The following is a 24,229-nucleotide window of genomic DNA, read 5'->3' as shown; positions in this document are numbered from 1 at the left end:
AAACCGGCAGCGAAATCGCGACCGGTTCCAGGAAATTGCCTTTTTCCTCGACCCTTTAGCGACTTCTTTAAAGTGGCTGCAAGCCGGTCGGCAAATCACCACTGAGGCGTTTCATAATCCCGAAGCGGGCGAAAATCAATATAGGCCGATTTCATCGGGTTTCCGCTTTCCATTTTTGGCCGAGGTGCGATAAGGCAGGGCATGGATAAAGAGCGCTTCACCATTCTGCTTGGCGGCGATGTTACGGTAACCGATCGTCTGCAAAAGGCGGTCGCGGATAGCCGTGTGATTGCGGCCGATGGCGGCATGCGCCATGCCCGGCCGCTTGGCCTTGCGCCGGAGTTGTGGGTCGGGGATTTCGATTCCGCCAGCAAAGAGTTGCTGGAGGCCTGGCCCGATGTGGCGCGGCAGCCATACCCGACCGCAAAGGCGGTGACGGATGGCGAGATCGCGGTATCGGAAGCTCTCTCCCGTGGCGCGCATTCGCTTGTGCTTGTCGGTGCGCTTGGCGGCGCGAGAAGCGACCATGCGCTACAACACCTCCTTTACGCGGTGGCGCTCGCCGAACATGGTATCGACGTTACGCTGACCTCCGGTGAAGAAGAGGCGCGGCCGCTGCTTGCCGGTTCGCTCGATATCGATCTGCCGCCCGCCTCGCTGTTTTCCGTTGCCGGATTTACCGCCCTTGAGGGGCTCGATATCGGCAATGTGCGTTATCCGTTGAAGGATTTTGCGCTTGCTTTCGGTTCGTCCCGCACTATTTCCAATGTCGCGAATGGCGGCCCCGTGCATTTCTCGCTGAAAAGCGGAAAAGCCATCGTGCTCGCCCGCCCTTATGATCTGACCGGAGCCTGACGCCTTGGCACCTCCTATTTTGAAACTCGATGACATCAAGCTGACCTTCGGCGTGACCCCGCTGCTCGATGGCGCCAATCTCCAGGTGGAACCGGGCGACCGCATCTGCCTTGTTGGGCGCAACGGTTCCGGCAAGTCCACCCTGATGAAGATCGCCGCGGGTCTGGTCGAGGCGCAGTCGGGCGAGGTTTTCCGGCATCCGGCCGCCACCATCCGCTATCTGGAGCAGGCTCCGGATTTTGCCAGTTACGACACGGTTCAGGCCTATGCCGAAGCGGGGCTCGGCCCCGGTGACGATCCCTATCGCGTCACCTATCTTCTTGAGCATCTCGGTCTCACCGGGCAGGAACATCCGGCGAGCCTTTCCGGCGGTGAAGCGCGACGTGCGGCTCTTGCCCGCGTCATGGCGCCTGAGCCCGATATCCTGATGCTGGACGAACCGACCAACCATCTCGATTTGCCCACCATCGAATGGCTTGAAAGCGAGCTGCAGCAGACGCGCAGCGCGCTGGTGCTGATTTCGCATGACCGGCGTTTTCTCGAAAAGGTCTCGACCTCGACCGTCTGGCTGGATCGTGGCCAGTCCCGTCGTCTCAATCGCGGTTTTGCCCATTTCGAGGAATGGCGCGACAAGGTGCTGGAAGAGGAAGAACTGGAACAGCACAAGCTCGGCAAGGCCATCGAGCGCGAAGAACACTGGATGCGTTATGGCGTGACTGCAAGGCGCAAGCGCAACATGCGCCGCGTCGGCGAGCTTCAGGCCATGCGTGCGGAATATCGCGGCCACAAGGGGCCGCAGGGCACGGTGCAGGCGACCGTTACCGAAGGTCGGGAATCCGGCAAGCTGGTTATCGAGGCAGACAGCATCACCAAGGCTTACGGCGAGCGCGTGATCGTCGCGCCGTTTTCGCTGCGCGTCCATCGCGGCGATTGCATCGGTTTCGTCGGCCCGAACGGTGCCGGTAAAACCACGCTTCTGAAGATGCTCACCGGCCAGCTGGAGCCCGATAGCGGCACAGTGAAGCTCGGCACCAATCTGGAGATTGCGACGCTCGACCAGAAACGCGAGGATCTCAATCCCAACGATACGCTCGCGCATTATCTGACTGATGGCCGCGGTGAAAATCTGCTGGTCAACGGCGAATTGAAGCATGTGACGGGCTATATGAAAGACTTTCTGTTCCAGCCGGAACAGGCCCGCACGCCGATCCGCAACCTTTCCGGGGGCGAGCGCGCGCGCCTTATTCTGGCGCGCATTCTGGCGCGGCCGACCAATCTTCTGATCCTCGACGAGCCGACCAACGATCTGGATATCGAAACGCTCGATCTGCTGCAGGAAATCGTTGCGGGCTTTTCCGGCACGGTTATCCTTGTCAGCCACGACCGCGATTTCCTCGACCGCACCGTCACCTCCACCATCGCGCCCGTCAATCCGGATGAGCCGGACGGACGATGGATCGAATATGCCGGCGGCTATTCGGACATGATGGCGCAGCGCAAGGGCGCGGCGGAAGAAAAACGCAAGGCTGAGAAACAGGAAAAGGCGAAGGCCGCACCTTCCGCCTCCGCATCGCAGGATCCTTCAAAGGCCAAGGGCAAGCTTTCCTTCAAGCAGAAATTCGCGCTCGAAAATCTTCCGAAGGAGATGGAGAAGGCGCAAGGCGAAATCGCAAAACGCGAGCAGCGCATGGCCGATCCGGAGCTTTTCACAAAGGACCCGGCGGCCTTCAACACGCTGGCGCAGGAAATGTCGAAGCTGCGCGACAAGCTGGAGGCCATGGAAGAAGAATGGCTGGAACTGGAGATGTTGCGCGAGGAACTGGAGGGCTGAAGGCTATCAGTTCCCCGTTTGGCCGGCTCTCCTTCGGCCTTTGACAGAAAAGCAGAATTGCCGTTCTATGCCGGCGTTCGTTTGGAGGAGTTGTGAAAATGCGCATGATTTTCGTCAATCTGCCGGTCAAGAATATCGAGACATCAAGAAACTTCTTCACTGCTCTCGGTTTCAGCTTCAACCCGGAATATTCGGATGACCGCACGCTCTGCATGATCGTGGAAGAGAATATCTTCGTGATGCTTCTCCAGGAGGGACGTTTCCGCGATTTCATCAACGGCGACATTGCCGACGCGACGCGAACCACCGAGGTTCTGACCTGTCTTTCCGCCGGAAGCAGGGAGGAAATCGACCGGATGATCGCCACGGCGCTCGCCTCCGGCGGCAGCGGCTGGAAGCCCGTTCAGGACCATGGCTTCATGTATGCCGGCAGCTTTCAGGATCCCGACGGGCACGTCTGGGAACTGGTGCATATGACGGAGCAGGGCTGACCTCGGCCATCTTGCCAATCAGGGACGGCGGGACTACACCATCATCTTGATCTAACGGGGTGTCTTTTGCGCTTGGGTGCAAAAGGCTGAGAGGCTTGCCAACCCGAAGAACCTGATCCGGTTCATACCGGCGGAGGGATTAGACGGCTTTAACGCAGGCGGCTATTTCCCTATCGTTTTTTGAGGAGATACCCGTGCGCCGTCGTCTTTTCCTGAATTCCCTCGTTGCCGCCTCGCTGTTTCTGCCCGGTCTTGCCGTCGCACAGGATAGACAGGAGCTGACTGTCTACACTTATGAAAGCTTCGTTTCCGAATGGGGTCCCGGCCCCAAGGTAAAGGAGGCCTTCGAGAAGGTTTGCAATTGCACGGTCAATTTCGTCGGCGTGGCCGATGGCGTGGCGCTGCTCAATCGTCTGAAGCTTGAAGGGGCGGGGTCCAAGGCGGATGTCGTCGTCGGTCTCGACACCAATCTTGTCGCGGAAGCAAAACAGACCGGTCTGTTCGATGTCAGCGGCATCGATGCATCGGCGGCCAAGGTGCCGGGCGGCTACACGGACGATGTTTTCGTTCCCTATGATTACGGTCATTTCGCTGTCATCTATGATACGCAGACGGTGAAAAACCCGCCGGCGAGCCTGAAAGACCTCGTGGAAGGCGACCCCTCGCAGAAAATCGTCATTCAGGATCCGCGCACCTCCACGCCGGGGCTTGGCCTGCTGCTATGGGTGAAATCGGTTTACGGCGACAAGGCCCCGGAGGCCTGGGAAAAGCTCAGGAAGCGTATTCTCACCGTTACGCCGGGCTGGTCGGAATCCTATGGCCTCTTCACCAAGGGTGAGGTGCCGATGGTGCTCTCCTACACCACCTCACCCGCCTATCACATGGTCGCTGAAAAAACGGATCGTTATCAGGCCGCCGCCTTTTCCGAAGGGCATTACATCCAGATCGAGGTTTCCGGTCTCCTTAAAAACGCGCCGCACAAGGAGCTGGCAAAGCAATTCCTCGCTTTCACGCTGACATCCGGTTTTCAGGATGCCATTCCGGAAAACAACTGGATGATGCCGGTCGCGGCGACCTCCAAGCCCTTGCCGGAGGCGTTTTCAAAACTCGTGGTGCCGCAGAAGACTTTCCTGATGGATCCGGAAGAGGTGGCGAAGAACCGCAAGGCATGGATCGATGAATGGCTTGCCGCCATGAGCATGAATTAAGGAGGAGGCACACCCACGCATGATGCTGCGTCGCGATTACCGGCGGTCGATCATTTTCGGAACGGCGGCTTTTGCCGCCGTTTTCCTGTTCATGGCGCTCGCGGTTGCGGCTCTCCTGTCCTTTGATGCCGGCGTGTCCGCTGCTGGCATCATGGATGCCTATACGCTGCGCATCCTGCGTTTCACGCTTTATCAGGCAACGCTTTCCACTCTTCTTTCCATTGGTCTCGGCCTGCCGGTGGCGCTGGCGCTTTGCCGTCGGCGCGAGTTTCCGGGAAGGATCTGGATCGTCAGACTGATGGCGGTGCCGATGGGGCTGCCGGTGATCGTCGGCGCCTTCGGTATCATCACCATCTGGGGCAGGCAGGGCGTTTTGAATTCGGCACTCGTTTTTGCCGGGGCGGATGAACCTTTCAGCATTTACGGCCTGTCTGGCATTCTTATTGCCCATGTGTTTTTCAATCTGCCGCTGGCGGTGCGGCTGATGCTGGCCGGGCTGGAGCGTATTCCGGGCGAATATTGGCGGATGGCGGCGAGCCTCGGCATGGGGCCGGTTTCGGTGTTCCGCTTCATTGAATGGCCGGCGGTCTCGCGGCTTGTTCCCGGCATTGCAGGGCTCGTTTTCATGCTGTGCGCCACCAGCTTCACGCTCGTGCTTCTGCTGGGTGGCGGGCCGGCGGCAACGACGCTGGAAGTGGCGATCTATCAGGCGCTGCGGTTCGATTTCGATCCGCAGCGGGCGATCGCGCTTTCGGTTCTGCAGATCGTCCTCACAGCGATCCTGCTCGGCCTTCTGGCTTTTTTGCCGACACCCGAAGCGGAAATTGCCTCGCTTGGCCGCCCCCTTCGCCGTTTTGACGGCAAGAGTATTGTTGCCCGTCTTTGGGATGGAATGGCAATCGTTCTTGCTGTTCTGCTGATTGGTCTGCCGCTTGTCGCCATAACAGTCTCGGGTCTGAGTGCCGATCTGTTGCGCCTTCTGTCCGCGCCGATCTTTCTGCGCGCGGCCGCGACCAGCCTTGCGATCGCCATGCTTTCCGCAGCCCTTGTCGTGCTTTGCTGCTTCGCGATCATCAGCGCGCGCCAGGCCGTGGGTTCCGGACGACATGCGGCCCGACTTCTACGATTTCTGTCCACCACGCTTGGGGCAGGGTCTTCGCTTGTGCTGCTGGTGCCGCCCGTTGTTCTGGGAAGCGGGTGGTTCCTGCTGTTGCGGCCCTTTGGAGATGTCAGCCTTTATGCTCCCGTTCTGGTGGCGCTCATCAACATGCTGATGGCCCTGCCGCTGGCCATGCGGGTGCTGGAACCTGCCTTCAACAGTCACTTTTTGCGCACAGGCCGGCTCTCCGCCAGTCTCGGGCTTCAGGGTCTGGCGCGGCTGCGGTTTGCCGATCTGCCGGTTTTGTGGCGGCCACTGCTCATGGCGTTTTCCTTCGCCATGGCCCTGTCGCTTGGCGATCTCGGGGCGGTTGCCCTGTTCGGATCGGAAAACTTCGTCACCCTGCCATGGCTGGTTTACAGCAATATGGGCAGTTACCGCACCAATGATGCTGCCGGATATGCGTTTATCCTCGGTATCGTTTGCCTGCTGCTTGCCGCAGGTGGTGTTTCCCGGCAATCGCAATCGGCAAGGGCGAGCATATGACGGATTTTGCAGTGGAGCTGGACAAGGTGAGGCTGCGGCTCGGAACGCAGGATTTCGATCTCGATTGCGTATTTCCGCAAGGTCAGGTGATCGCTGTTGTCGGCGCATCCGGTTCGGGCAAGTCAACGCTGCTTAATCTCATCGCCGGTTTTGAGGATCCCGATTCCGGTCGCATCTTGATCGGCGGAGAGGATATGAAGGCGCGCGATCCTTCCGAAAGACCGGTCTCATCGATTTTCCAGGACAATAATCTTTTTGCCCATCTCGATATTTTCACCAATATTGCGCTCGGTGTCAGCCCCGGGCTGAAGCTGCGGACGGAGGACCGGCAGGGGATCGACGTGGCGCTTACACGCGTGGGTCTTGCGGGTTTTGACAAACGTCTGCCGGGCACGCTTTCCGGTGGGGAAAGGCAAAGAGCCGCTTTGGCGCGGGCACTGGTCAGGAAAAAACCTGTCATGCTGCTCGACGAACCTTTCGCGGCACTCGATCCCGGGTTGCGGGCGGGCATGGCATCCCTGCTTCTCGACTTGCACGGCGAAACAAAAAACACGGTGATTATTGTCACCCACCATCCCGAAGACATAAAGAAGCTGGCGCAGCAGGTGGTTTTTCTTGATCGCGGCCGGGTTGTCTATGTCGGCTCGACCGCAGATTTCTTCGCCACACAAAATGTGAAGGCGGTGGACAGTTTTCTGAACGGGTGATCGCCTTATTTTCGACGTGTGCCGCTGGCAATCGCTTTAGATGACTTCAATGGCGCTAATTTGCACTTGCCAGTTTCAAGTTGTTGCCCGAGAAAAGATGGGAATTATTGCGTTCTTCAGGAATAATCCGGACTTGATGGATCGTTTTTACCGTTTCGGCATTCATCGCCCGTTGGGGCGAATCTGTTATTCTGGTCTGCAATTAACGGATGATCAGGAACGTTAGGGGCAGGCATAGAGAATGAGAAATAGCATGACTGCACAGTGGAGGCTCTTCTCCCGTTCAGGCCTTCGCCGTTCGGGCAGGATGGCTGCCGCCTATTCCGTGCTGACCGCGTCTGCGGTGTTCCTGTCGTCGTGCCAGTCTCTCTTCAGCCCGGCCTACCAGTCCACCCTGCGCCCGTCGGATAATCCGCAGACCGTGGAAGAGGTGCAGAAGAATGATCCCCGTGCCCAGATGGGTGCGCGCGAGCATCCGCGCATCGTGGCGAGTTATGGCGGTGAATATCGTGACGCCAAGACGGAGCGGCTTGTCGCGCGTATCGCCGGCGCTCTGACGGCCGTTTCGGAAAACCCGCAGCAATCCTATCGCATCACTATCCTCAACTCGCCGGCCATCAACGCCTTTGCTCTGCCGGGCGGATATCTTTACGTAACGCGCGGGCTTCTGGCGCTTGCCAACGATGCTTCGGAAGTGGCCGCCGTGCTTTCGCATGAGATGGGCCATGTCACCGCCAATCACGGCATCGAACGCCAGCGCCGCGAAGAGGCGGAGGTGATTGCCAGCCGCGTGGTTGCCGAAGTGCTGTCGAGCGATCTTGCCGGCAAGCAGGCGCTTGCGCGCGGCAAGCTGCGGCTCGCGGCCTTTTCGCGCCAGCAGGAATTGCAGGCGGATGTGATCGGTGTGCGGATGCTGGGCGAGGCCGGTTACGATCCCTTTGCCTCACCGCGTTTTCTGGATTCCATGGCGGCCTATGCGCGGTTCTCTTCGGCTGATCCCGAAAACGACCAGAGCCTCGACTTCCTTTCCAGCCACCCCAACACGCCGCAGCGCATCGAGCTTGCGCGCCGTCATGCCCGCGCCTTCGGTCAGGACGGTCAGGTCGGGGATCGTGGTCGCGACTGGTTTCTGGATGGCATAGACGGCCTGCTTTATGGCGATAGCCCGCAGGAAGGTTATGTCCGCGGCCAGACGTTCCTGCACGGAACGCTCGGCATCCGTTTTGATGTGCCGGAAGGTTTCGTCATCGACAACAAGGTTGAGGCCGTTCTGGCGACGGGGCCGGGCGATATGGCCATCCGTTTCGACGGCGTTGCCGATCCGAAACAGACGAGCCTTGCCAATTACCTGACCAGCGGCTGGGTTGCCGGCCTGTTGCCGGAAACAGTCAAGGAAACCCAGATCAATGGTCTGGAGGCCGCGACAGCCCGGGCAAGTGCTGATAAATGGGACTTCGACGTGACCGTCATTCGTGTCGGCCAGCAGATATTCCGTTTCCTGACCGCCGTGCCGAAGGGCAATACGCAGCTCGATTCCATCGCCAATACATTGCGCACCAGCTTCCGCAAGATGACGCCGCAGGAAATCGCCTCGCTGAAGCCGCTCAGGGTGCGGGTGGTGACGGTGAAGCCCGGTGAAACCGTGGCGACGATGGCGGCGCGGATGATGGGAACCGACCGGAAGCTCGATATGTTCCGCATGATCAATGCCATGAGCGCTACGGCCACCATCCAGCCGGGCCAGCGGGTGAAGATCATTTCGGAATGAGCTGACGGCCTGTCATTCACCGGTTGCCTGAGACAGGTAGGCGTGAACGAGTGCAATCATTTCCCGTCTGATTTTGGGCGACTGCAATTCTCCGCGGCGGGCGGCATTGTGAATGATGCCGTCAATGGCATCGGACACGATCAGCGCCGCGGTTCTGCTTTCGCCCTTTGTGCCGGCCGTCATATGTGCCGCGATCGCTGCAGCGTAGAGACCGAGATATTCCTGTTCGAAAACGCTGTTGGGATCGTTCGTCCCTTCGTGGCTGGGCGCATCGTCCAGAAGGACCTTGTGAAGACCGGGATGGATGCTGTGGACCCCGATCATGCCGGTCACGAGCTCTTCCACGAATTTCGCAAGCGATTGCCGCTTTTGCGAGACGCTCTTCATGACGGAGAGACAGTCCTCGAGGTGACGATGGCGCACCGCCTCCACAATTGAAATCTTGTCCGGGAAATATTGATAGAGCGAGCCAATGCTGACGCCGGCCGTTTCGGCAACCCTGTTCGTGGTAAAACCCGCCCAGCCATGATCGCTCAAAATGCGAGCCGCCGCGTGAATGACGGCATCGACCGTGGCGCGGGAACGCTCCTGACGCGGCTCCTTGCGCATCTCGGTCTTCCGCTTTGCAATGCGAGTAGACAAGACACCCTCCATGGCGAAAATATAAACATAGTGCTCACATTTTTCAGATGTAAAGGATATTGTGATGAGGGATCTGCTCGGGAGCCTGCTCGGCTATCACCAATGGGCGAACAGGGACTTGTTCGAGAAGCTGAAACACCTCGATCCCGTCCAAAATGCATCCGAACGGCACACGGCAATCCGGCTGATCAATCACTATTACGTCGTCGCGAGGATTTTTTCGGGTCACCTCACCGGAACGGCACATGGCTTTCTCTCGGATAATACCGAGGCAACGCCGCAGCTGGATGATCTTGCGAAGGATGTCGCCGCTCTCGATGGCTGGTATCTCGATTATCTCGAGAAAACATCGCCGGCATCGCTTGGCGAATTCGTCGCCTTCACCTTCACGGATGGGGACAAGGGTTACATGTCCCGCGCTGAGATGATCTCACATATGGTCCTGCATGCGGGCATTCACAGAGGCGAGGTCGCGCGTATTCTGAGCCAGCTCTCCATCACGCCGCCCTGGGATACTTTTGCCGTGTTTCTGCACGGCACGCAGCCGCAGCGGCGTTTGCAGGGGCTATAATAAAAACCACCCGCCCCCTGCGGGGGACGGGTGGCTTTTCTGAAACGATGGCCTCAGGAGCTTATTGCCACTCACGTACGTCGACGAAATGACCGGCGATCGCCGCCGCCGCCGCCATGGCGGGGGAGACGAGGTGGGTGCGGCTCTTATAGCCCTGACGGCCCTCGAAATTGCGGTTCGAGGTGGAGGCGCAGCGTTCGCCGGGTTTCAGGCGGTCGTCATTCATGGCAAGGCACATGGAGCAGCCTGGCTCGCGCCATTCGAAACCGGCTTCGAGGAAAATCTTGTCCAGACCTTCCTTTTCCGCCTGTTCCTTCACGAGACCGGAGCCGGGCACGATCATGGCCGAAACGGTGGGAGCGACTTTACGGCCGTCAACGATCTTCGCCGCCGCGCGCAAATCCTCGATGCGGCCGTTGGTGCAGGAGCCGATGAAGACACGGTCGATGGCGATATCGGTGATGCGCGTGCCGGGCTTCAGGCCCATGTAGTCAAGCGCACGCCACTTGGAGGCGCGCTTGTTTTCTTCCTCGATATCATCGGGATTGGGAACGATACCTTCAACGGAGGTCACGTCTTCCGGAGACGAACCCCAGGAGACGATGGGCGGCAGGTTGGCCGCATCCAGCACCACGACCTTGTCGTAATGGGCGCCTTCGTCGGATTTCAGCGTTTTCCAATAGGCGATGGCCTGCTCCAGCGTTTCGCCCTTCGGCGAGCGAGGCTTGTCCTTGATGTAATCGAAGGTGGTTTCGTCAGGTGCGATAAGACCCGCACGGGCGCCGCCCTCAATGGTCATGTTGCAGACCGTCATGCGGCCTTCCATGGAGAGCGAACGGATCGCCTCGCCGGCAAATTCGATGACGTGGCCGGTGCCGCCAGCCGTGCCGATCTCGCCGATAATGGCGAGGATGATATCCTTGGCGGTAACGCCATCGGGAATTTTGCCGTCGACACGCACCAGCATGTTCTTGGCTTTCTTCTGGATCAGCGTCTGGGTCGCCAGAACGTGCTCCACTTCCGAGGTGCCGATGCCATGCGCCAGTGCGCCAAAGGCGCCGTGGGTCGAGGTGTGGCTGTCACCGCACACGATCGTCATGCCCGGCAGGGTGAAGCCCTGTTCGGGGCCGACGATGTGAACGATGCCCTGGCGCTTGTCGCGCTCGGAATAATATTCGACGCCGAAATCCTTGGCGTTCTGCGCAAGCGCTTCCACCTGAATGCGGCTTTCCTCGTTCTTGATGCCTTCCAGCCGGTCGGCCGTGGTCGGAACGTTATGGTCGACGACGGCCAGCGTGCGGGCAGGTGAGTGCACAGGGCGACCGGCCATGCGCAGGCCTTCGAAGGCCTGCGGGCTCGTCACCTCATGGACGAGGTGACGGTCGATGTAGAGAAGACAGGTTCCGTCCGGGTCACGATTGACGACGTGGTCGTCCCAGATCTTGTCATATAAGGTGCGGGGTGCGCTCATGGCTCTATGCCTTGTCATGGAAAAGGGTAATCAGGGTTCAGAAAGGCGTGGACAGCGGTGCTGTCAGGCGAGCCTAAGTCGGCTGGTGAGCGCCCCGGAAACGCGCGCAAAGAACCGTGCCGGCAGACGCTTGTGGTCCTGCAGCACATAAACATTCTGCGCGAGACATCCGAATTTAGATCCCATGGCAGCCTTCATAGCAGATCGCCGGTTTTACGGCAATATGAATGCGCATAGCCCGGAACGCGACGGCTTGGCATTTTCTATATGCACTGCATCACGGCTGAAGGCCCGTAACGGCCCTGTCCTGCTGGCGTTCTCCAATGGTTATGATGCAATGCAACTTGCGTATTTTGCGATGCACATATAGATGGGTTCCCTTATCATTTGCGTTTCGACGAGAAATCGAAGGGAGGGAAAAGCATATGATATCCGAAAAAGCCCTTATCTCGAAGATCACCTGGCGGCTGATGCCGTTTCTTGGCCTTCTCTATCTCATCGCCTATATCGACCGCCAGAATGTCAGCTATGCCAAGCTGCAGATGGTCGATGCGCTGAGCCTCAGTGAATATGCCTACGGTCTTGGCGCTTCGCTGTTCTTCATCGGTTACTTCATCTTCGAAGTGCCGAGCAACCTTTTCCTCAACCGTTTCGGCGCCAGCAAATGGTTCGCCCGCATTCTGGTTTCCTGGGGTGCCGTCACCATCGCGCTTGCCTATACGCAGAACGCCACGATGTTTTACATCCTGCGCTTCCTGCTCGGGCTTTGCGAAGCGGGTTTCTTCCCCGGCGTGCTCTTCCTGATGACGCTCTGGTTCCCGCGCGATTATCGCGGCCGCATGATCGGCCTGTTCATGATTTTCAGCGCGCTTGCCAATGCCATCGGCGCGCCGCTCGGCGGCATGCTGCTCGATCTGGATGGTTTCCTCGGTTATGCCGGATGGGAATGGGTATTCCTCGCCACGGGTATCCCGGCCGTCATCGCCGGCATCGTCACCTTCTTTTATCTCGACGACACCCCGGAAAAGGCGAAGTTTCTGACGCAGGATGAGAAAAACTGGTTGAAGAACCGGCTGGCCGAAGAAAACAAGGGCATGGAAGAGCATGCGGAGGACGGCTTCAAGGCGCTGGTCAATCCGCGCGTTCTGTTCATGGCGCTCTGCTATGTCGGCTTTCCGCTGGCGGCCTATGGTCTCAGCTACTGGCTTCCGACCATCGTGAAGAGCTTCGGCGTTTCCAACACCGCCAATGGCTTCATCAACATCATCCCCTGGGTGATCGTGGCCATCGCCCTGTTCGTTGTGCCCCTGGCCGCCGACAAGGCAAAGAACAAGACGCCCTATATTGTCGGTCCTGCCTTCATCGGCGCCTTTTGCCTGTTGATGTCGGCATTGCTGAGCGATCCGGTCTTGCAGTTCGCCTTCCTTTGCATCGCCGCCGCAGGCATCTTTGCCGGCCAGCCGGTGTTCTGGAGCCTGCCCGGCCGCTTCCTCAAGGGAGCAGGGGCGGCCGCCGGCATCGCCGCAATCAATTCCGTCGGTAATCTGGGTGGCTTCGTGGCGCAGAACGTGGTGCCCTGGATCAAGGATCAGACCGGCAGCACCATTGCGCCGATGTTCTTCCTTGCTTTCTGCCTGGCGCTTGCTGGCGTGCTGGTCATCGTCGCAACGCGTAGAATGGGCAATCAGGTCAAGCCTGCCTGACTTTGGAAGATTTCGACGGCTGCCATGAGTGCCAGTGGTCGCATATGTAAAAAATCGTGGCCCGGATGTTTCCGGGCCACGATCATTTTAAGCGGCAAATAATGAATTCTCTTCGAGAGAATTACGCGGTGAACCAGTCGCTACCGGTCAGGTGAACACCGGCGACAACGATCTTTTCGCCCTTGTGCTCGCCAGTGACGTTGTAGGTGAGGATGGTATCGCTATCGTCGATCCTCACCGCCCAGTTGTCGATGGTCGTACCAACCAGTTTCAGCTTGTCCATGGAGGCGTTGAAGCCTTGGATGCTGTCGGTGGCGGAGCTCTTGGCCATGTCGCCGAGATTGAAGACAAAGGTGTCGGCGCCACCGCTTGCGATGATGTGGTCGATGCCCTTGCCGCCGGTGACGAGCGATGAAGCGAGGTTCACACGGCTCAGGTCGATAGAGTCGTTACCTGCACCGGCGTCGATCTTGACAGAGGTGAAGCTGCCGTCGGTGATGCCAGCGCCGCCGTTCACAGCGCCGGTATTGGCGGCAAGGCCACCCGTGCCAGCCGCAGACGCATCATTGAATGCAGCGCCGGCCTTGACGATGATCGTGTCGTTGCCCGCGCCGGTGTCGATGTTGAAATTGTTTACCCAGGTCTTTTCATTCGAAACGACAGAGACAGTGACCGTGTCGTTGCCTGCACCGGTCGAGATGTTGCCACGCTTGGCATTGAGAACTTCCACGGTGGACGAACCGGTGCCGCCGAGATGAACGTCGACCTGAACGAAATCCTTGAAGATAAGGTTTTCAGAAGTGTCGGACTGGGCGAGAGCGTTCTTTACCGAATTCCATGCCGACGACACGTCAAATTTGAAGCCGTTCGAGCTGGGGTCATAGCCAACATCGACCGTGCCGCCCGCGCCGGTGCCGGGAACCGACACCGCGCCGACATTGACCACGCCGGAGTCGAGCGAAGAACCGTTTTTGACCTGTGCGGTGGATTCGGTGAGGAGCTTATAAGCTTCCTGATCGATCAGATTGGTGAGCGAAGAGACCGAAGCAGCGCCACCATTACCAAAAGTTACTTTTAACGCCATTTTACACTCCCATAAATTTTTGAGAAATCGATGAATTGAAATTAAATTTATAATAAATATTGCGGGTGATATTTAATACGTAAAAAATGATAATACAATATAAGAAATTGTTTTTTTGAATAAAGTGCGTCTTTAACGTGTTGCGGAAATTCCTTTCGCAAAATTATGCAATGGAAACTGTTTATTCCTGCACGAAGGTCTTTTTGAGCCTGTCCTGGAACGGCTTCACAAAATAAGAAAGAACACTCCTTTCGCTGGTTTGTATGAATACTTCGGCCGGCATGCCGGGATATAATTTCCCGCCGGGCAGATGACCCATTCCGGCCTTGTCGGGTTTGATGCGTAGCGCGTAATAAGGTGTGCCAGTTCGGGAATCCGTCTGCAGATCGGGGGCGACGACAGCAACTTGCGCGCTCAAATCCGGCGTCGTGCTTTGATTGAATGCCGTGAAACGAATGGTGACCGGCTGGCCGACGTAAATCTGATCGATGTCCCGTGGGGTTATATTGGCCTCGATGGCAAGCTCGTCCTGCTCCGGCACCACCAGCATCAGAACTTCACCCGGTTGAATGACGCCGTTTATATTGTGCACCGAGAGCTGGTAGATGCGACCGGCAATCGGCGAGCGGATGTCGAGGCGATCCAGCTGGTCGCGCGTTGCCGCCAGCCGCTCTTCATATTCCGCGACGGTTGCTTCGATCGATGTCAGATCTTTCGTGACTTCCGATTTGCGGTCTTCATCGAGCTGAAGCAATTGCAGGTCCAATTCGCTCAACTTGCCCACCGTCTGTGCCCGGGCGGCGATATATTGGCCCTGCTGACCTTCGAGATTGGAAAGCTGGCGCTTGAGGAGATTGAGACGCTGAAGCGTGACAAGCCCTTTTTTGAAGAGCTCGTCCGTCTTGGAAACATCTTCCTTTACAATGGCAAGCTCATTGTCCGTTGCCTCCACCTGCACCTCGAGGCCACGTGCCTCGTCGTCGAGCTGATCCTTGCGTGTTCCCAGCTGCTTTTTCATGCCGATCAAGGCGTTGCGACGGCTGTTGAAAAGGTTCTGTTCGCTGTCGATAAAGGTCTTGGCCGCCTTCGAACTCGTCAGGGCCGCCAGATCTTCCTGCACGGTGAAAGACGACGCCTCGGCAATTTCCGCACGCAGACGAGCCCGACGCGAATAAAGCTGCGCAAGCGTATTTTCGACGATGGAGAGGTTGGCCTGCACGACGGTAGCGCTCAGCCGCAACAGGACCTGACCGGCCTCGACCCTGTCGCCTTCGGCAACATTGATCTCGCTGACGATGCCACCGGAAAGATGCTGGATTTTCTTGGAGTTGCCTTCAACGACAACCCGGCCGGTGGCCACCACCGCGCCGGCAAGCTTTGCAAAAGCCGCCCAGCCGCCCAATCCGACCAGTAGGCCAAGGGCGAGAACGATCACTGCGGTCGAGTGCCTGAGAATGGAGGCATTCGTCATGCCGGGTTTTTCCGCCTCAACCATTTTCGCTCACCCGGTTTTCAATCTTGCGCGTTTCTTCCTCCTCAGGCACCTGGCGGATGTTCTGCCGCAGGATTTGCGCGAGCACCTCCTCCTTGGTGCCAAAGCGCAGCATTCGGCCGTTGCTCATCACCATCACCAGATTGACGCTTTCGATAGCGCTGGGGCGATGGGCAATAACGACGACAATGCCGCCACGCGCCCTGATGTCGCCAATGGCATTGCGCAGGGCCGCTTCGCCTTCGCTGTCCAGATTGGAGTTCGGCTCATCGAGAAGAACGAAGAAGGGTTCGCCAAACAGTGCGCGGGCAAGGCCGATGCGCTGTTTCTGCCCGCCCGACAAGGCCTCGCCACGGTCGCCAATATAGGTATCGTAACCGTTGGGCAGGTTGAGGATCAGCTCATGCACCTGCGCGGCCTTGGCTGCGGCGACAACCGCTTCCGCTGTCGCATCGCGGTCGAAGCGCGCGATATTCTGCGCCACGGTCCCCGGCATCAGCTCCACCTGCTGGGGCATGTAGCCGATGGATTTACCGAGAAACTCGAAATCCCACTGGTTGAGCGCGGCCCCATCGAAACGGACGGAACCGCGTTCATAGGGCCAGATGCCGGTCATCAAGCGTGCCAGCGTGGATTTGCCCGAGGCGCTTGGACCGATGATGCCGAGGCCATCGCCTGCGTTCAGCGTGAAGGAAATATCGGCGACCGTATCGCGCACGCCATTGGGTGGCCCACCGGTTACCCGGTCAACGGCGACGGTATATTGCGGGCGGGGCAGGGAGAGCGGCGGCGACGGTTCGGGCACCAGTTCCAGGAACTCGTTGACGCGTTTCCAGCCCTGTCTTGCGGTCATGAAGCTGCGCCAGTTTGCAATCGCATGCTCGACAGGGCCGAGCGCCTTTGCGGAGAGGATCGAGCCCGCGATGATGCTGCCCGCCGATGCATTGCCGTCGATGACAAGCACGGCGCCGATGGCCATGACGCCGGATTGCAGCAACAGGCGGAAGGTTCGCGACATGGCGCCGAGCATGCCGGCCGTATCGGAGGTCGACAGGGTGACGGCGCGATATCTGGAGTGCAATTCGTCCCACATGGATGTCACCGCCCCCATCATGCCCATTGTCTTGATGGATTCGATGTTGCGCTGGCTGCTGCCGACGAGGACGTTTCTCTGCCCTCGCGCAGTATAAGCCTGCTTTGTCGCCCTTTCGGTCAGCCAGTTCGTGAGGAGCGTCAGCACGATGAGAACTACGGCTCCGCCGAGCACAGCGAACCCGATCCACGGATGCAGGGCAAAACAGATCAACAGATAGATGGGCAGCCAGGGAATGTCGAAAAAGGCCGCCGGGCCCGGTCCTGAGAGGAACTGACGGATCTGATCGAGATCGCCGACGATCTGCAGCCCATCGACCTTTCCCGAGGCAAGGAGCGGCGCACTGATCGACGCCCTGAAAAGCTTCTGATTGAGCGCGTCGTCCATATTGTCCGAAATACGCGCCAATATACGGCCTCGCAGCGCGTCGAACCCCATAAGGAACGCGTAGAGAACGATCAGGAGAACGACCAGCGCCACAAGGGATGGAATGCTCTTGCTTGGTAGAATGCGGTCGTAAACTTCCAGCATGAAAAGCGAGCCGGAAAGATTAAGAATGTTCATCAACGCGCTGGCGAGACCAACGGCGAAAAAAGCGGACTTATTTTTTGTTAAAAAAGAATTAAATAAAAACATAATAACACCTGAAACGGCAAGAAAATCGCACAATAAATGCAATTAGGCAATGCTGTTCGAGGATGGGCTAAAACACTCGAGCAAGAAATCAGGCAGGCATTTGTTGCCGGTCGAAATCCGCCGCATCTTTCCGCAAAGGAAATGACTGAAAGAGTTTCGGTATTCTCTGGCCAGCCAATGCTCGCCAAACGCGGTTTTCAAGCCGCATGCGTGCCTTGCTACGTTATATCGGCGCAACAAAAAAGGCGGCCCGAAGACCGCCTTTTAATCAATCCATCGAAATGGAAATCTTATTCCGCTGTGGCTTCCGCAGCCTTTGCTGCTTCTTCCGCTGCCTTGGCTTCTGCGGCTTCGGCTGCTGCCTTCTCGGCGGCGAGAGCCTGTGCTGCTGCTACCTTTTCGGCTTCCAGACGTGCCTTTTCGTCGGCAAGCGCCTGACGCTCGGACTCGTTCAGCTTGCGGGCGCGCGTACCGGTGTTCTCAACGATACGGGCAGCCTTGCCGCGACGGTCGCGCAGGTAGTAGAGCTTCGCGCGGCGAACCTTACCGCGGCGAACGACTTCAACGCCTTCGACCAGCGGGGAGTAGATCGGGAATACGCGCTCGACGCCTTCGCCGTAGGAAATCTTGCGAACGGTGAAGCTTTCGGAAAGACCGCCGCCGGAACGGGCGATGCAAACGCCTTCGTAAGCCTGTACGCGGGTACGGTTACCTTCGGTAACGCGCACGTTGACGCGCAGGGTGTCGCCCGGAGAGAACTCGGGCAGGGTGCGCTTTGCTTCGATCTTGGCGGCCTGTTCGGCTTCCAGCTGCTGAATGATGTTGGTCATGTTAACCTCTGATTTCTTCTGAAACAGCCAGAGCGCTCAACGGTTCGTCTGTCGGTCAATGCCTTCAGACCATGCCTTGCGGCAGGAGCGGGTTCGCCATTCTTTGCTTTCGGTTGGGATATTTCCCATTTCCACGCGGGCACATACACGAGGATGCGCCGTTTGTCATCCCTTTCATGACAATATTTTATCAATTACGCGTCGCGTTCCGGCAGTTGCGAAGCGGCGCGCTGGCGGATATGGCATGGGAACCTTGGGAGGGGCCATGTCCATATTCATTATTATCATGCTGTTCGCCACCGGCTTTCTGTCGGGTGTCGTCAATGCGATTGCCGGTGGCGGCACCTTCCTGACCTTCGGGGCGATGACGTTGGCCGGTCTGCCGCCCATCGTCGCCAACGCCACGTCAGCCATCGTGCAGTTTCCGGGCTACATCACCTCCGTGATCGCCTATGGGCCGGAAATCCGCGCCCATTGGCGCGAGGCGATCCTTCTGTCGGGCGTTTCAGTCGTCGGCGGGCTGGCCGGAGCGCTTCTGCTTTTGTCGCTCGACAATCCCTCCTTCCGCCAGCTCGTACCATGGCTGCTTCTGGCTGCCACCGCCGTTTTCGCTGCCGGCCCGTGGCTGCGGCCGAAGGCGAGCGCCGAACGTTCGCCCGGCAATTTGCCGAGCCTCGTCTTTCAGGGGCTCGCTTCCGTCTATGGCGGGTTTTTCGGTGCCGGCATGGGCATCATGATGCTGGCCATTCTCGGAATAACCTCGGGCGGCAGCTACCATCATCTGAACGCGCTGAAGAACCTCTTGTCAGTCGTGATTGCCGTCATTGCAATCACGATCTTCGTCAGCGGTGGCGTCGTTTCCTGGTGGGCGGCGCTCATCATGTTCCCTGCGGCCGCACTTGGCGGCTATGCGGGCGTGCATACGGCACGGCGGGTGCCGCAGTGGATCATCCGCTGGCTGGTGATCGCCGTCGGGCTGGTGCTGACGGCCTATTATTTCGTTTCGGCCTGAGCCTTTACCAGAAGGTCCGGACGTCTTTCCTGCGTCAGCTTCAACGCCTGTTCATGACGCCACCTGTCGATGACGGCGTGGTTGCCGGAGGTGAGAACGGCTGGGATGTCGCGGCCTTCCCAGACCTGCGGGCGGGTATAGTGCGGATGTTCCAGCAGTCCGCCTTCGAAGCTCTCATGCACACCGGAAAGATCGTTGCCCATGACGCCCGGCAGGATACGGACGACGGCATCAAGAAGCGTCAGCGCCGCCGGCTCGCCGCCGGAGAGGATGTAATCGCCGATCGACACTTCCTCCAGCCCGCGCGCCTCGATCACACGCTGGTCGACGCCTTCGAAACGGCCGCAGACGATAATCGCGCCTTCTCCGGCCGCCAGTTCACGCACACGGTTTTGCGACAGCGGCTTGCCGCGCGGGCTCATCAGCAGCCGCGGCCGTGTGTCGCCATCCGAAACATGGTCGATGGCCGCCGCCAGAACGTCGGGTTTCAGCACCATACCGGCGCCACCACCTGCCGGTGTGTCATCGACGCTTCTGTGTTTGTCGGTGGCGAATTCGCGAATCTGTACGGCGTCCAGCGACCATTGCCCCCGCTCCAGCGCCTTGCCCGCCAGCGAATATCCGAGATGCCCCGGAAACATTTCCGGGTAGAGCGTCAGAACGGTAGCCTTGAAGGTCATGACTTTATTTCTTGCCGAACGGCGATACGCCGGTTTCGTCCTTGTCGTCGGGATTGTCGATCAGTCCGGCGGCCATCGGATCGATGAGAATGCGACCGGCTTCGAGGTCGATTTCCAGCACGGCCGCTTCCGAAAAGGGAATGAGGGCAGGGCGACGGCCTGCGCCTTTCAGTTCCAGCAGATCACCAGCGCCGAAATCATAGACGGCGCTGACGGCGCCATAACTTTTGCCATCGGCATCGACGGCTTCCAGCCCTTCGAGGTCGGCATAATAAAACTCGTCATCGTCAAGCTCGTCGTCAGGCAGATTGTCGCGCTCGATGAACAGTTCCAGCCCATTCAGGCTTTCCGCCGCATTGCGGTCGTTGATGCCTCTGAAACGAACCACGACGACGTTCTTGCCCTCGCGCACTTCCAGAATTTCGAAAACACGGCCATCGGCGGTAACAAGGTTGCCATAGTCGCCGAGCGCCATCGGATCGGCCGTATAGGTGCTGACACGGACTTCGCCGCGCAGGCCCTGCGCGCCGCCGATCTTTGCCATGAGTACCGGGTTTTCCAGCTTTGCCATCGGGCCGTCCGTCTTCTGGTGTTGGTTGCGTCAGCTTTAAGGTTTGTTGACGCCAAAATAAACAAAAAACGGGCAGCATGGAAAACCACGCCACCCGTTCTTCAAAAGTTTCCGTGCAGATTATTCTGCAGCAGAGGCTTCCGCAGCAGCAGCGGCTGCATCTTCAGCCTTCTGCTTCTTTTCAGCGATACGCTCGAGAGCGCGCTTGCCCGGCTTTGCCTTTTCCGGGTTGCTGCGAGCGGCGCGCTCGGCAAGGCCGGCTTCTGCGAGGAAGCGCAGAACGCGGTCGGTCGGCTGTGCGCCCTTGGCGATCCATTCCTTGATGAGGTCAGCCTTCAGCTCAACGCGCTGCGGGTTGTCCTTGCCGAGCATCGGGTTCCAGGAACCGACCTTCTCGAGGAAACGGCCGTCGCGGGGCGAACGGGCGTCAGCAACGACGATCTGGTAGTACGGGCGCTTCTTGGAACCACCGCGTGCGAGACGAATTTTCAGTGCCATGTTATTTACTCCTTAGGATGGCTTGTCCGCCGTTCAGGCGGTCTTTTCGGTGCCGCCATGTTCGGCGGCGATTGCTTCATGATGCCGGATGACTTCCTTGATGATGAAGTTCAAGAACTTCTCGGCGAAATCCGGGTCCAGATTGGCGTCCTTCGCCAGGCGGCGGAGGCGTTCGATCTGGTATTCCTCGCGCGCCGGGTCGGCCGGCGGCAAATTGTACTTTGCCTTCAGCACGCCCACCGCCTTGGTACAGCGGAAACGTTCGGCAAGAATGTGAACCAGTGCGGCATCGATATTGTCGATCGACTGGCGGTATTCGGAAAGCTGGGCTTTCACCTCTGCATTGTTCACTGGTGTCCCCCTCACTTCTTTTTCGGAAAGCCGGGCAGGCCCGGCATGCCGCCAAGACCGGGCAGCTTGGCGCCACCCAGACCCGGCAATCCGCCCGGCAGACCGCCAAGACCGGGCATGGTGCCCGGCTTGCCGAGACCGGCGGCTTCCGCCTGCTTCTGGAGCGCCTCGAGCTGCTTCGGATCGATGTTCGACAGATCAGGCATGCCGCCGCCAAGGCCACCGAGGCCCATCTTGCCGGCAAGGCCGCCCATCATCTGCTTCATGATGCCGCCTTTGCCCTTGCCGCCCATGGCCTTCATCATGTCGGCCATGCCGCGGTGCATCTTCAGAAGCTTGTTGATTTCAGCGGCATCCGTGCCGGAACCGGCGGCGATGCGCTTCTTGCGGCTGTGCTTCAGAATGTCCGGGTTGGCGCGCTCGGCCTTGGTCATGGAAGAGATAATGGCGATCTGGCGGTCGAACATCTTGTCGTTCAGACCGGCCGAAGCCATCTTGTCCTTCATGCCGGCCATGCCGGGCATCAGCCCCATGATGCCGCCCATGCCGCCCATCTTCTTCATCTGGGCAAGCTGGTCGGAGAGATCGTTGAGGTCGAACTTGCCCTTGGCCATCTTCTCGGCCATGGCGCGGGCTTTTTCCGCATCGATATTTTCTGCGGCCTTTTCGACCAGCGAGACGATGTCGCCCATGCCTAGAATACGGTCGGCGATACGGCGCGGATGGAACTCGTCGAGTTCGTTCATGCGCTCGCCGATACCGATCAGCTTGATCGGCTTGCCGGTGACGGCGCGCATGGAGAGGGCCGCACCACCGCGTCCGTCGCCGTCCATACGGGTCAGCACGAGGCCGGTGATGCCGACGCGCTCATCGAAGTTGCGCGCGAGATTAACGGCGTCCTGACCGGTCAGCGAATCCGCGACCAGCAGGATTTCATGCGGGTTGGACTTCTTCTTGATGTCGGCCATTTCCAGCATCAAGGGTTCGTCGATATGGGTACGGCCGGCGGTATCGAGAATGACGACGTCATGGCCGCCGAGTTTTGCTGCCTGTACGGCACGCGCGGCGATATCGGTCGGCGACTGGCCGGCGATGATCGGCAGCGTGTCGATGCTTGTCTGGACACCGAGCTGGCGAAGCTGTTCCTGCGCGGCGGGACGGCGCGTGTCGAGAGATGCCATCAGCACCTTCTTCTTATCGCGGTCGGTCAGGCGCTTGGCGATCTTGCCGGTGGTCGTCGTCTTGCCCGAACCCTGCAGACCCACCATCATGATGACGACGGGGGCAGGGGCGTTGAGATCGATGGAGACGCCTTCGGTGCCGAGCATCTCGACAAGCTCGTCATGTACGATCTTGACGACCATCTGGCCGGGCTTGATCGACTTCAGGACGGCTGCGCCGACAGCCTTTTCACGCACCCTGTCGGTGAAGGAACGCACGACTTCCAGTGCAACGTCCGCTTCCAAAAGCGCACGGCGAACCTCGCGCAGCGCGGCAGCAACATCGGCTTCCGTCAGCGCGCCACGGCCGGTCAGTCCATTCAGAATGGAACCAAGGCGGTCCTGGAGGTTTTCAAACATCGTTTCTTCCTTCTTCGTTCCGGGGTCTCCGAAACGTCGGTGCTTTCGCTGGCAAAAACAAGACGCAAAGCCAAAAAGCACCCGAGGGCGCATCGCGCTGTCGGGTGTTGACCTCCGGGATCTCTTTATACCTTTGCGGGTCCCGGTCGGCGGCTTGGAGTCGTGAAACTGCCAGCTGATGGGCGGGATAAACAGGAAAGTGCGGGAAAAGTCAAGGCGGCGCGGGTTTGTGGCCGAAAAGGCCCGTATTTCATCTTTGCGTGATTGGCCGCAGGCTGCCATTGGCGGCGCTTGAACGGGCCCCTTTCGCTCCCTATACCTTTGTCATGAAACGTCGAAACTTCTTTCGTTTTTCCGCTCTTGGTCTGCTCGCTCTGGCGGGTGGGGGCCTCTATGCCCGCCGTTCGAACGCGAGCGCCTATTATAGCGGCCCGATCTCCGATCATTTCGACGGGGTGCGCTTCTTCAATCCCGGCGGTTCGCCGCCCGGCAATTTCATGGGCCTTATGAAATGGCGCCTCAATGGCGAGCGCGCCACATGGCCGGAAAGCTATCCGAGCCCCTTTCCCTTCGCAAAACCGGAAGCCCGGATCGAAGGCAGGGACATGCGCGTCACTCTCGTCGGCCATGCCTCCTTCCTTATCCAGACGGCGGGGCTGAATATTCTCATCGATCCGGTGTGGTCGCAGCGCACCAGCCCGTTCAGCTTCGCCGGTCCCAAGCGGGTCAATCCGCCCGGCATCCGTTTCGAGGATCTGCCGCCCATCGATCTGGTACTCGTGACGCATAATCACTACGACCATCTGGATATGGAGACGCTGAAGCGCCTGCATGTGGCGCACAAGCCGCTTTTCATCACGCCGCTCGGCAATGACGCCATCATCCGTACCGGGGTCGAGGCAGCCCGCATCAAGGTGGGCGACTGGGGCGATGTGGTGGAGACGGGGCCGGTTAAAATCCACTTCGAGCCTTGCCACCATTGGTCAGCCCGCGGTCTGAACGACCGGCGCATGGCATTATGGGCAGCCTTCGTCATCGAAACGCCCGGCGGCAAAATCTACCATATCGGTGATACCGGCTTCCACGAAGGCCTCAACTACCACGCCGCGCGCAAGAAGCACGGCGATTTCCGCCTCGCCAACCTGCCTTTCGGCGCTTACGAGCCGCGCTGGTTCATGAAAGGTCAGCACCAGAATCCGGCGGAAGCCGTGGAGGGCATGAAGCTTTGTGGTGCGGCGCATGTCTGCGGCCACCACTGGGGCACCGTACAGCTAACCGATGAGGCGGTGGACGCCCCGCTCGTGGCGCTCAAGGCGGCACTCAAGGAGCAGGGGGTGGATGAGAGCCGTTTTCGGCCGATGCGCCCCGGTGAGGTTTTCGACGTACCTTCCGCCTGATCACTGCCGCGTTTGCGCCGCAACAGTCTGGTAATTTGCTGTCCTTTCCGCCATATAGGGCGAAAGTGCGGGGAAATTCCCTATGCAATCCGATTTTCAGACAGTTTTCAGGT

General features: G+C 59.0%; 22 protein-coding genes and 2 riboswitches. Of the genes, 11 read left to right on the top strand and 11 right to left on the bottom strand.

What is annotated here, in order from left to right; translation table 11 throughout:
• Positions 1-35 precede the first annotated feature (35 nt).
• A riboswitch (SAM riboswitch) is annotated at positions 36-112 on the bottom strand.
• 89 nt (positions 113-201) lie between these two features.
• From FGF54_RS12780 to FGF54_RS12745, 7 genes are all read left to right on the top strand, one after another.
• The gene (locus tag FGF54_RS12780) at positions 202-855 is read left to right on the top strand and encodes a thiamine diphosphokinase (protein WP_142779865.1); all 654 of its coding nucleotides are present in this window, start codon (positions 202-204) and stop codon (positions 853-855) included.
• 4 nt (positions 856-859) lie between these two features.
• A complete protein-coding gene (locus tag FGF54_RS12775; RefSeq protein ID WP_142779864.1) occupies positions 860-2,686 on the top strand; it encodes an ABC-F family ATP-binding cassette domain-containing protein in 1,827 nt (608 codons plus the stop codon).
• A gap of 98 nt (positions 2,687-2,784) precedes the next feature.
• Complete coding sequence (locus FGF54_RS12770) at positions 2,785-3,177, top strand: VOC family protein (RefSeq protein ID WP_003520331.1); 393 nt, start codon at positions 2,785-2,787, stop codon at positions 3,175-3,177.
• Positions 3,178-3,222: 45 nt separating this feature from the next.
• Positions 3,223-3,333, top strand: a riboswitch (TPP riboswitch).
• Between the two features lie 38 nt (positions 3,334-3,371).
• Positions 3,372-4,385, top strand: coding sequence for a thiamine ABC transporter substrate binding subunit (gene thiB / locus FGF54_RS12765; protein WP_142779863.1), 1,014 nt, complete (start codon positions 3,372-3,374; stop codon positions 4,383-4,385).
• Positions 4,386-4,404: 19 nt separating this feature from the next.
• Complete coding sequence (gene thiP, locus FGF54_RS12760) at positions 4,405-6,030, top strand: thiamine/thiamine pyrophosphate ABC transporter permease ThiP (RefSeq protein WP_142779862.1); 1,626 nt, start codon at positions 4,405-4,407, stop codon at positions 6,028-6,030.
• The gene (locus FGF54_RS12755) at positions 6,027-6,737 is read left to right on the top strand and encodes an ATP-binding cassette domain-containing protein (protein ID WP_142779861.1); all 711 of its coding nucleotides are present in this window, start codon (positions 6,027-6,029) and stop codon (positions 6,735-6,737) included. Before thiP ends, FGF54_RS12755 begins: the two co-directional genes overlap by 4 nt.
• 307 nt (positions 6,738-7,044) lie before the next feature.
• On the top strand, positions 7,045-8,505 hold the full coding sequence (locus FGF54_RS12745) for a M48 family metalloprotease (protein WP_168208135.1): 1,461 nt from the start codon (positions 7,045-7,047) through the stop codon (positions 8,503-8,505).
• Positions 8,506-8,517: 12 nt separating this feature from the next.
• Here the strand turns inward: FGF54_RS12745 and FGF54_RS12740 are convergent, their stop codons facing one another.
• Positions 8,518-9,114, bottom strand: coding sequence for a TetR/AcrR family transcriptional regulator (locus FGF54_RS12740; RefSeq protein ID WP_142780238.1), 597 nt, complete (start codon positions 9,112-9,114; stop codon positions 8,518-8,520).
• A 97-nt stretch (positions 9,115-9,211) separates the two neighbouring features.
• Here FGF54_RS12740 and FGF54_RS12735 point away from each other — a divergent pair, with 97 nt between their 5' ends.
• On the top strand, positions 9,212-9,718 hold the full coding sequence (locus tag FGF54_RS12735) for a DinB family protein (protein ID WP_142779859.1): 507 nt from the start codon (positions 9,212-9,214) through the stop codon (positions 9,716-9,718).
• Positions 9,719-9,779: 61 nt separating this feature from the next.
• On the opposite strand, the gene leuC is transcribed toward FGF54_RS12735, so the two are convergent.
• Positions 9,780-11,189 carry a 3-isopropylmalate dehydratase large subunit gene (gene leuC, locus FGF54_RS12730; protein ID WP_003520336.1) on the bottom strand — a complete coding sequence of 470 codons (1,410 nt, stop codon included), beginning with the start codon at positions 11,187-11,189 and terminating at the stop codon, positions 9,780-9,782.
• Between the two features lie 425 nt (positions 11,190-11,614).
• Between leuC and FGF54_RS12720 the strand changes: the two genes are divergently transcribed.
• Complete coding sequence (locus FGF54_RS12720) at positions 11,615-12,892, top strand: MFS transporter (RefSeq protein ID WP_142779858.1); 1,278 nt, start codon at positions 11,615-11,617, stop codon at positions 12,890-12,892.
• Between the two features lie 121 nt (positions 12,893-13,013).
• On the opposite strand, the gene FGF54_RS12715 is transcribed toward FGF54_RS12720, so the two are convergent.
• The 4 genes from FGF54_RS12715 to rplS all read right to left on the bottom strand — a co-directional run bounded on the left by FGF54_RS12715 (position 13,014) and on the right by rplS (position 18,027).
• Positions 13,014-13,976 (bottom strand): rhizobiocin, encoded by a 963-nt coding sequence (locus FGF54_RS12715; RefSeq protein ID WP_142779857.1) that lies wholly within the window; start codon positions 13,974-13,976, stop codon positions 13,014-13,016.
• A 181-nt stretch (positions 13,977-14,157) separates the two neighbouring features.
• The gene (locus FGF54_RS12710; RefSeq protein ID WP_142779856.1) at positions 14,158-15,471 is read right to left on the bottom strand and encodes an HlyD family type I secretion periplasmic adaptor subunit; all 1,314 of its coding nucleotides are present in this window, start codon (positions 15,469-15,471) and stop codon (positions 14,158-14,160) included.
• Positions 15,464-17,197 (bottom strand): type I secretion system permease/ATPase, encoded by a 1,734-nt coding sequence (locus tag FGF54_RS12705; RefSeq protein WP_142779855.1) that lies wholly within the window; start codon positions 17,195-17,197, stop codon positions 15,464-15,466. The genes FGF54_RS12710 and FGF54_RS12705 overlap by 8 nt, the downstream gene beginning before the upstream one ends.
• Before the next feature lie 290 nt (positions 17,198-17,487).
• Positions 17,488-18,027 carry a 50S ribosomal protein L19 gene (rplS, locus tag FGF54_RS12700; RefSeq protein WP_059759847.1) on the bottom strand — a complete coding sequence of 180 codons (540 nt, stop codon included), beginning with the start codon at positions 18,025-18,027 and terminating at the stop codon, positions 17,488-17,490.
• A 265-nt stretch (positions 18,028-18,292) separates the two neighbouring features.
• Between rplS and FGF54_RS12695 the strand changes: the two genes are divergently transcribed.
• Positions 18,293-19,039, top strand: a complete 747-nt coding sequence (locus FGF54_RS12695) for a sulfite exporter TauE/SafE family protein (protein ID WP_142779854.1) — start codon at positions 18,293-18,295, stop codon at positions 19,037-19,039.
• Here the strand turns inward: FGF54_RS12695 and trmD are convergent.
• The 5 genes from trmD to ffh form a co-directional block, all read right to left on the bottom strand.
• Positions 19,021-19,719: a tRNA (guanosine(37)-N1)-methyltransferase TrmD gene (gene trmD, locus FGF54_RS12690; protein WP_059759851.1), complete on the bottom strand. Its 699-nt coding sequence runs from the start codon at positions 19,717-19,719 to the stop codon at positions 19,021-19,023. The two genes, FGF54_RS12695 and trmD, sit on opposite strands and share 19 nt — an antisense overlap.
• A gap of 4 nt (positions 19,720-19,723) precedes the next feature.
• On the bottom strand, positions 19,724-20,290 hold the full coding sequence (rimM, locus tag FGF54_RS12685) for a ribosome maturation factor RimM (RefSeq protein ID WP_020809492.1): 567 nt from the start codon (positions 20,288-20,290) through the stop codon (positions 19,724-19,726).
• 120 nt (positions 20,291-20,410) lie between these two features.
• Positions 20,411-20,788, bottom strand: a complete 378-nt coding sequence (gene rpsP / locus FGF54_RS12680; protein ID WP_003520510.1) for a 30S ribosomal protein S16 — start codon at positions 20,786-20,788, stop codon at positions 20,411-20,413.
• Positions 20,789-20,821: 33 nt separating this feature from the next.
• Positions 20,822-21,139 (bottom strand): chorismate mutase, encoded by a 318-nt coding sequence (locus tag FGF54_RS12675; RefSeq protein ID WP_003492497.1) that lies wholly within the window; start codon positions 21,137-21,139, stop codon positions 20,822-20,824.
• An 11-nt stretch (positions 21,140-21,150) separates the two neighbouring features.
• Positions 21,151-22,719, bottom strand: coding sequence for a signal recognition particle protein (ffh, locus tag FGF54_RS12670; RefSeq protein ID WP_142779853.1), 1,569 nt, complete (start codon positions 22,717-22,719; stop codon positions 21,151-21,153).
• Between the two features lie 326 nt (positions 22,720-23,045).
• Between ffh and FGF54_RS12660 the strand changes: the two genes are divergently transcribed.
• Positions 23,046-24,116: an MBL fold metallo-hydrolase gene (locus FGF54_RS12660; protein WP_142779852.1), complete on the top strand. Its 1,071-nt coding sequence runs from the start codon at positions 23,046-23,048 to the stop codon at positions 24,114-24,116.
• Positions 24,117-24,229 lie beyond the last annotated feature (113 nt).

This window comes from Agrobacterium sp. T29 (assembly GCF_006970545.1).
Lineage (GTDB): Bacteria > Pseudomonadota > Alphaproteobacteria > Rhizobiales > Rhizobiaceae > Agrobacterium > Agrobacterium leguminum.
The sequence above is the reverse complement of the archived record's forward strand: the minus strand, read 5'-3'. Positions and strand labels throughout refer to the sequence as shown.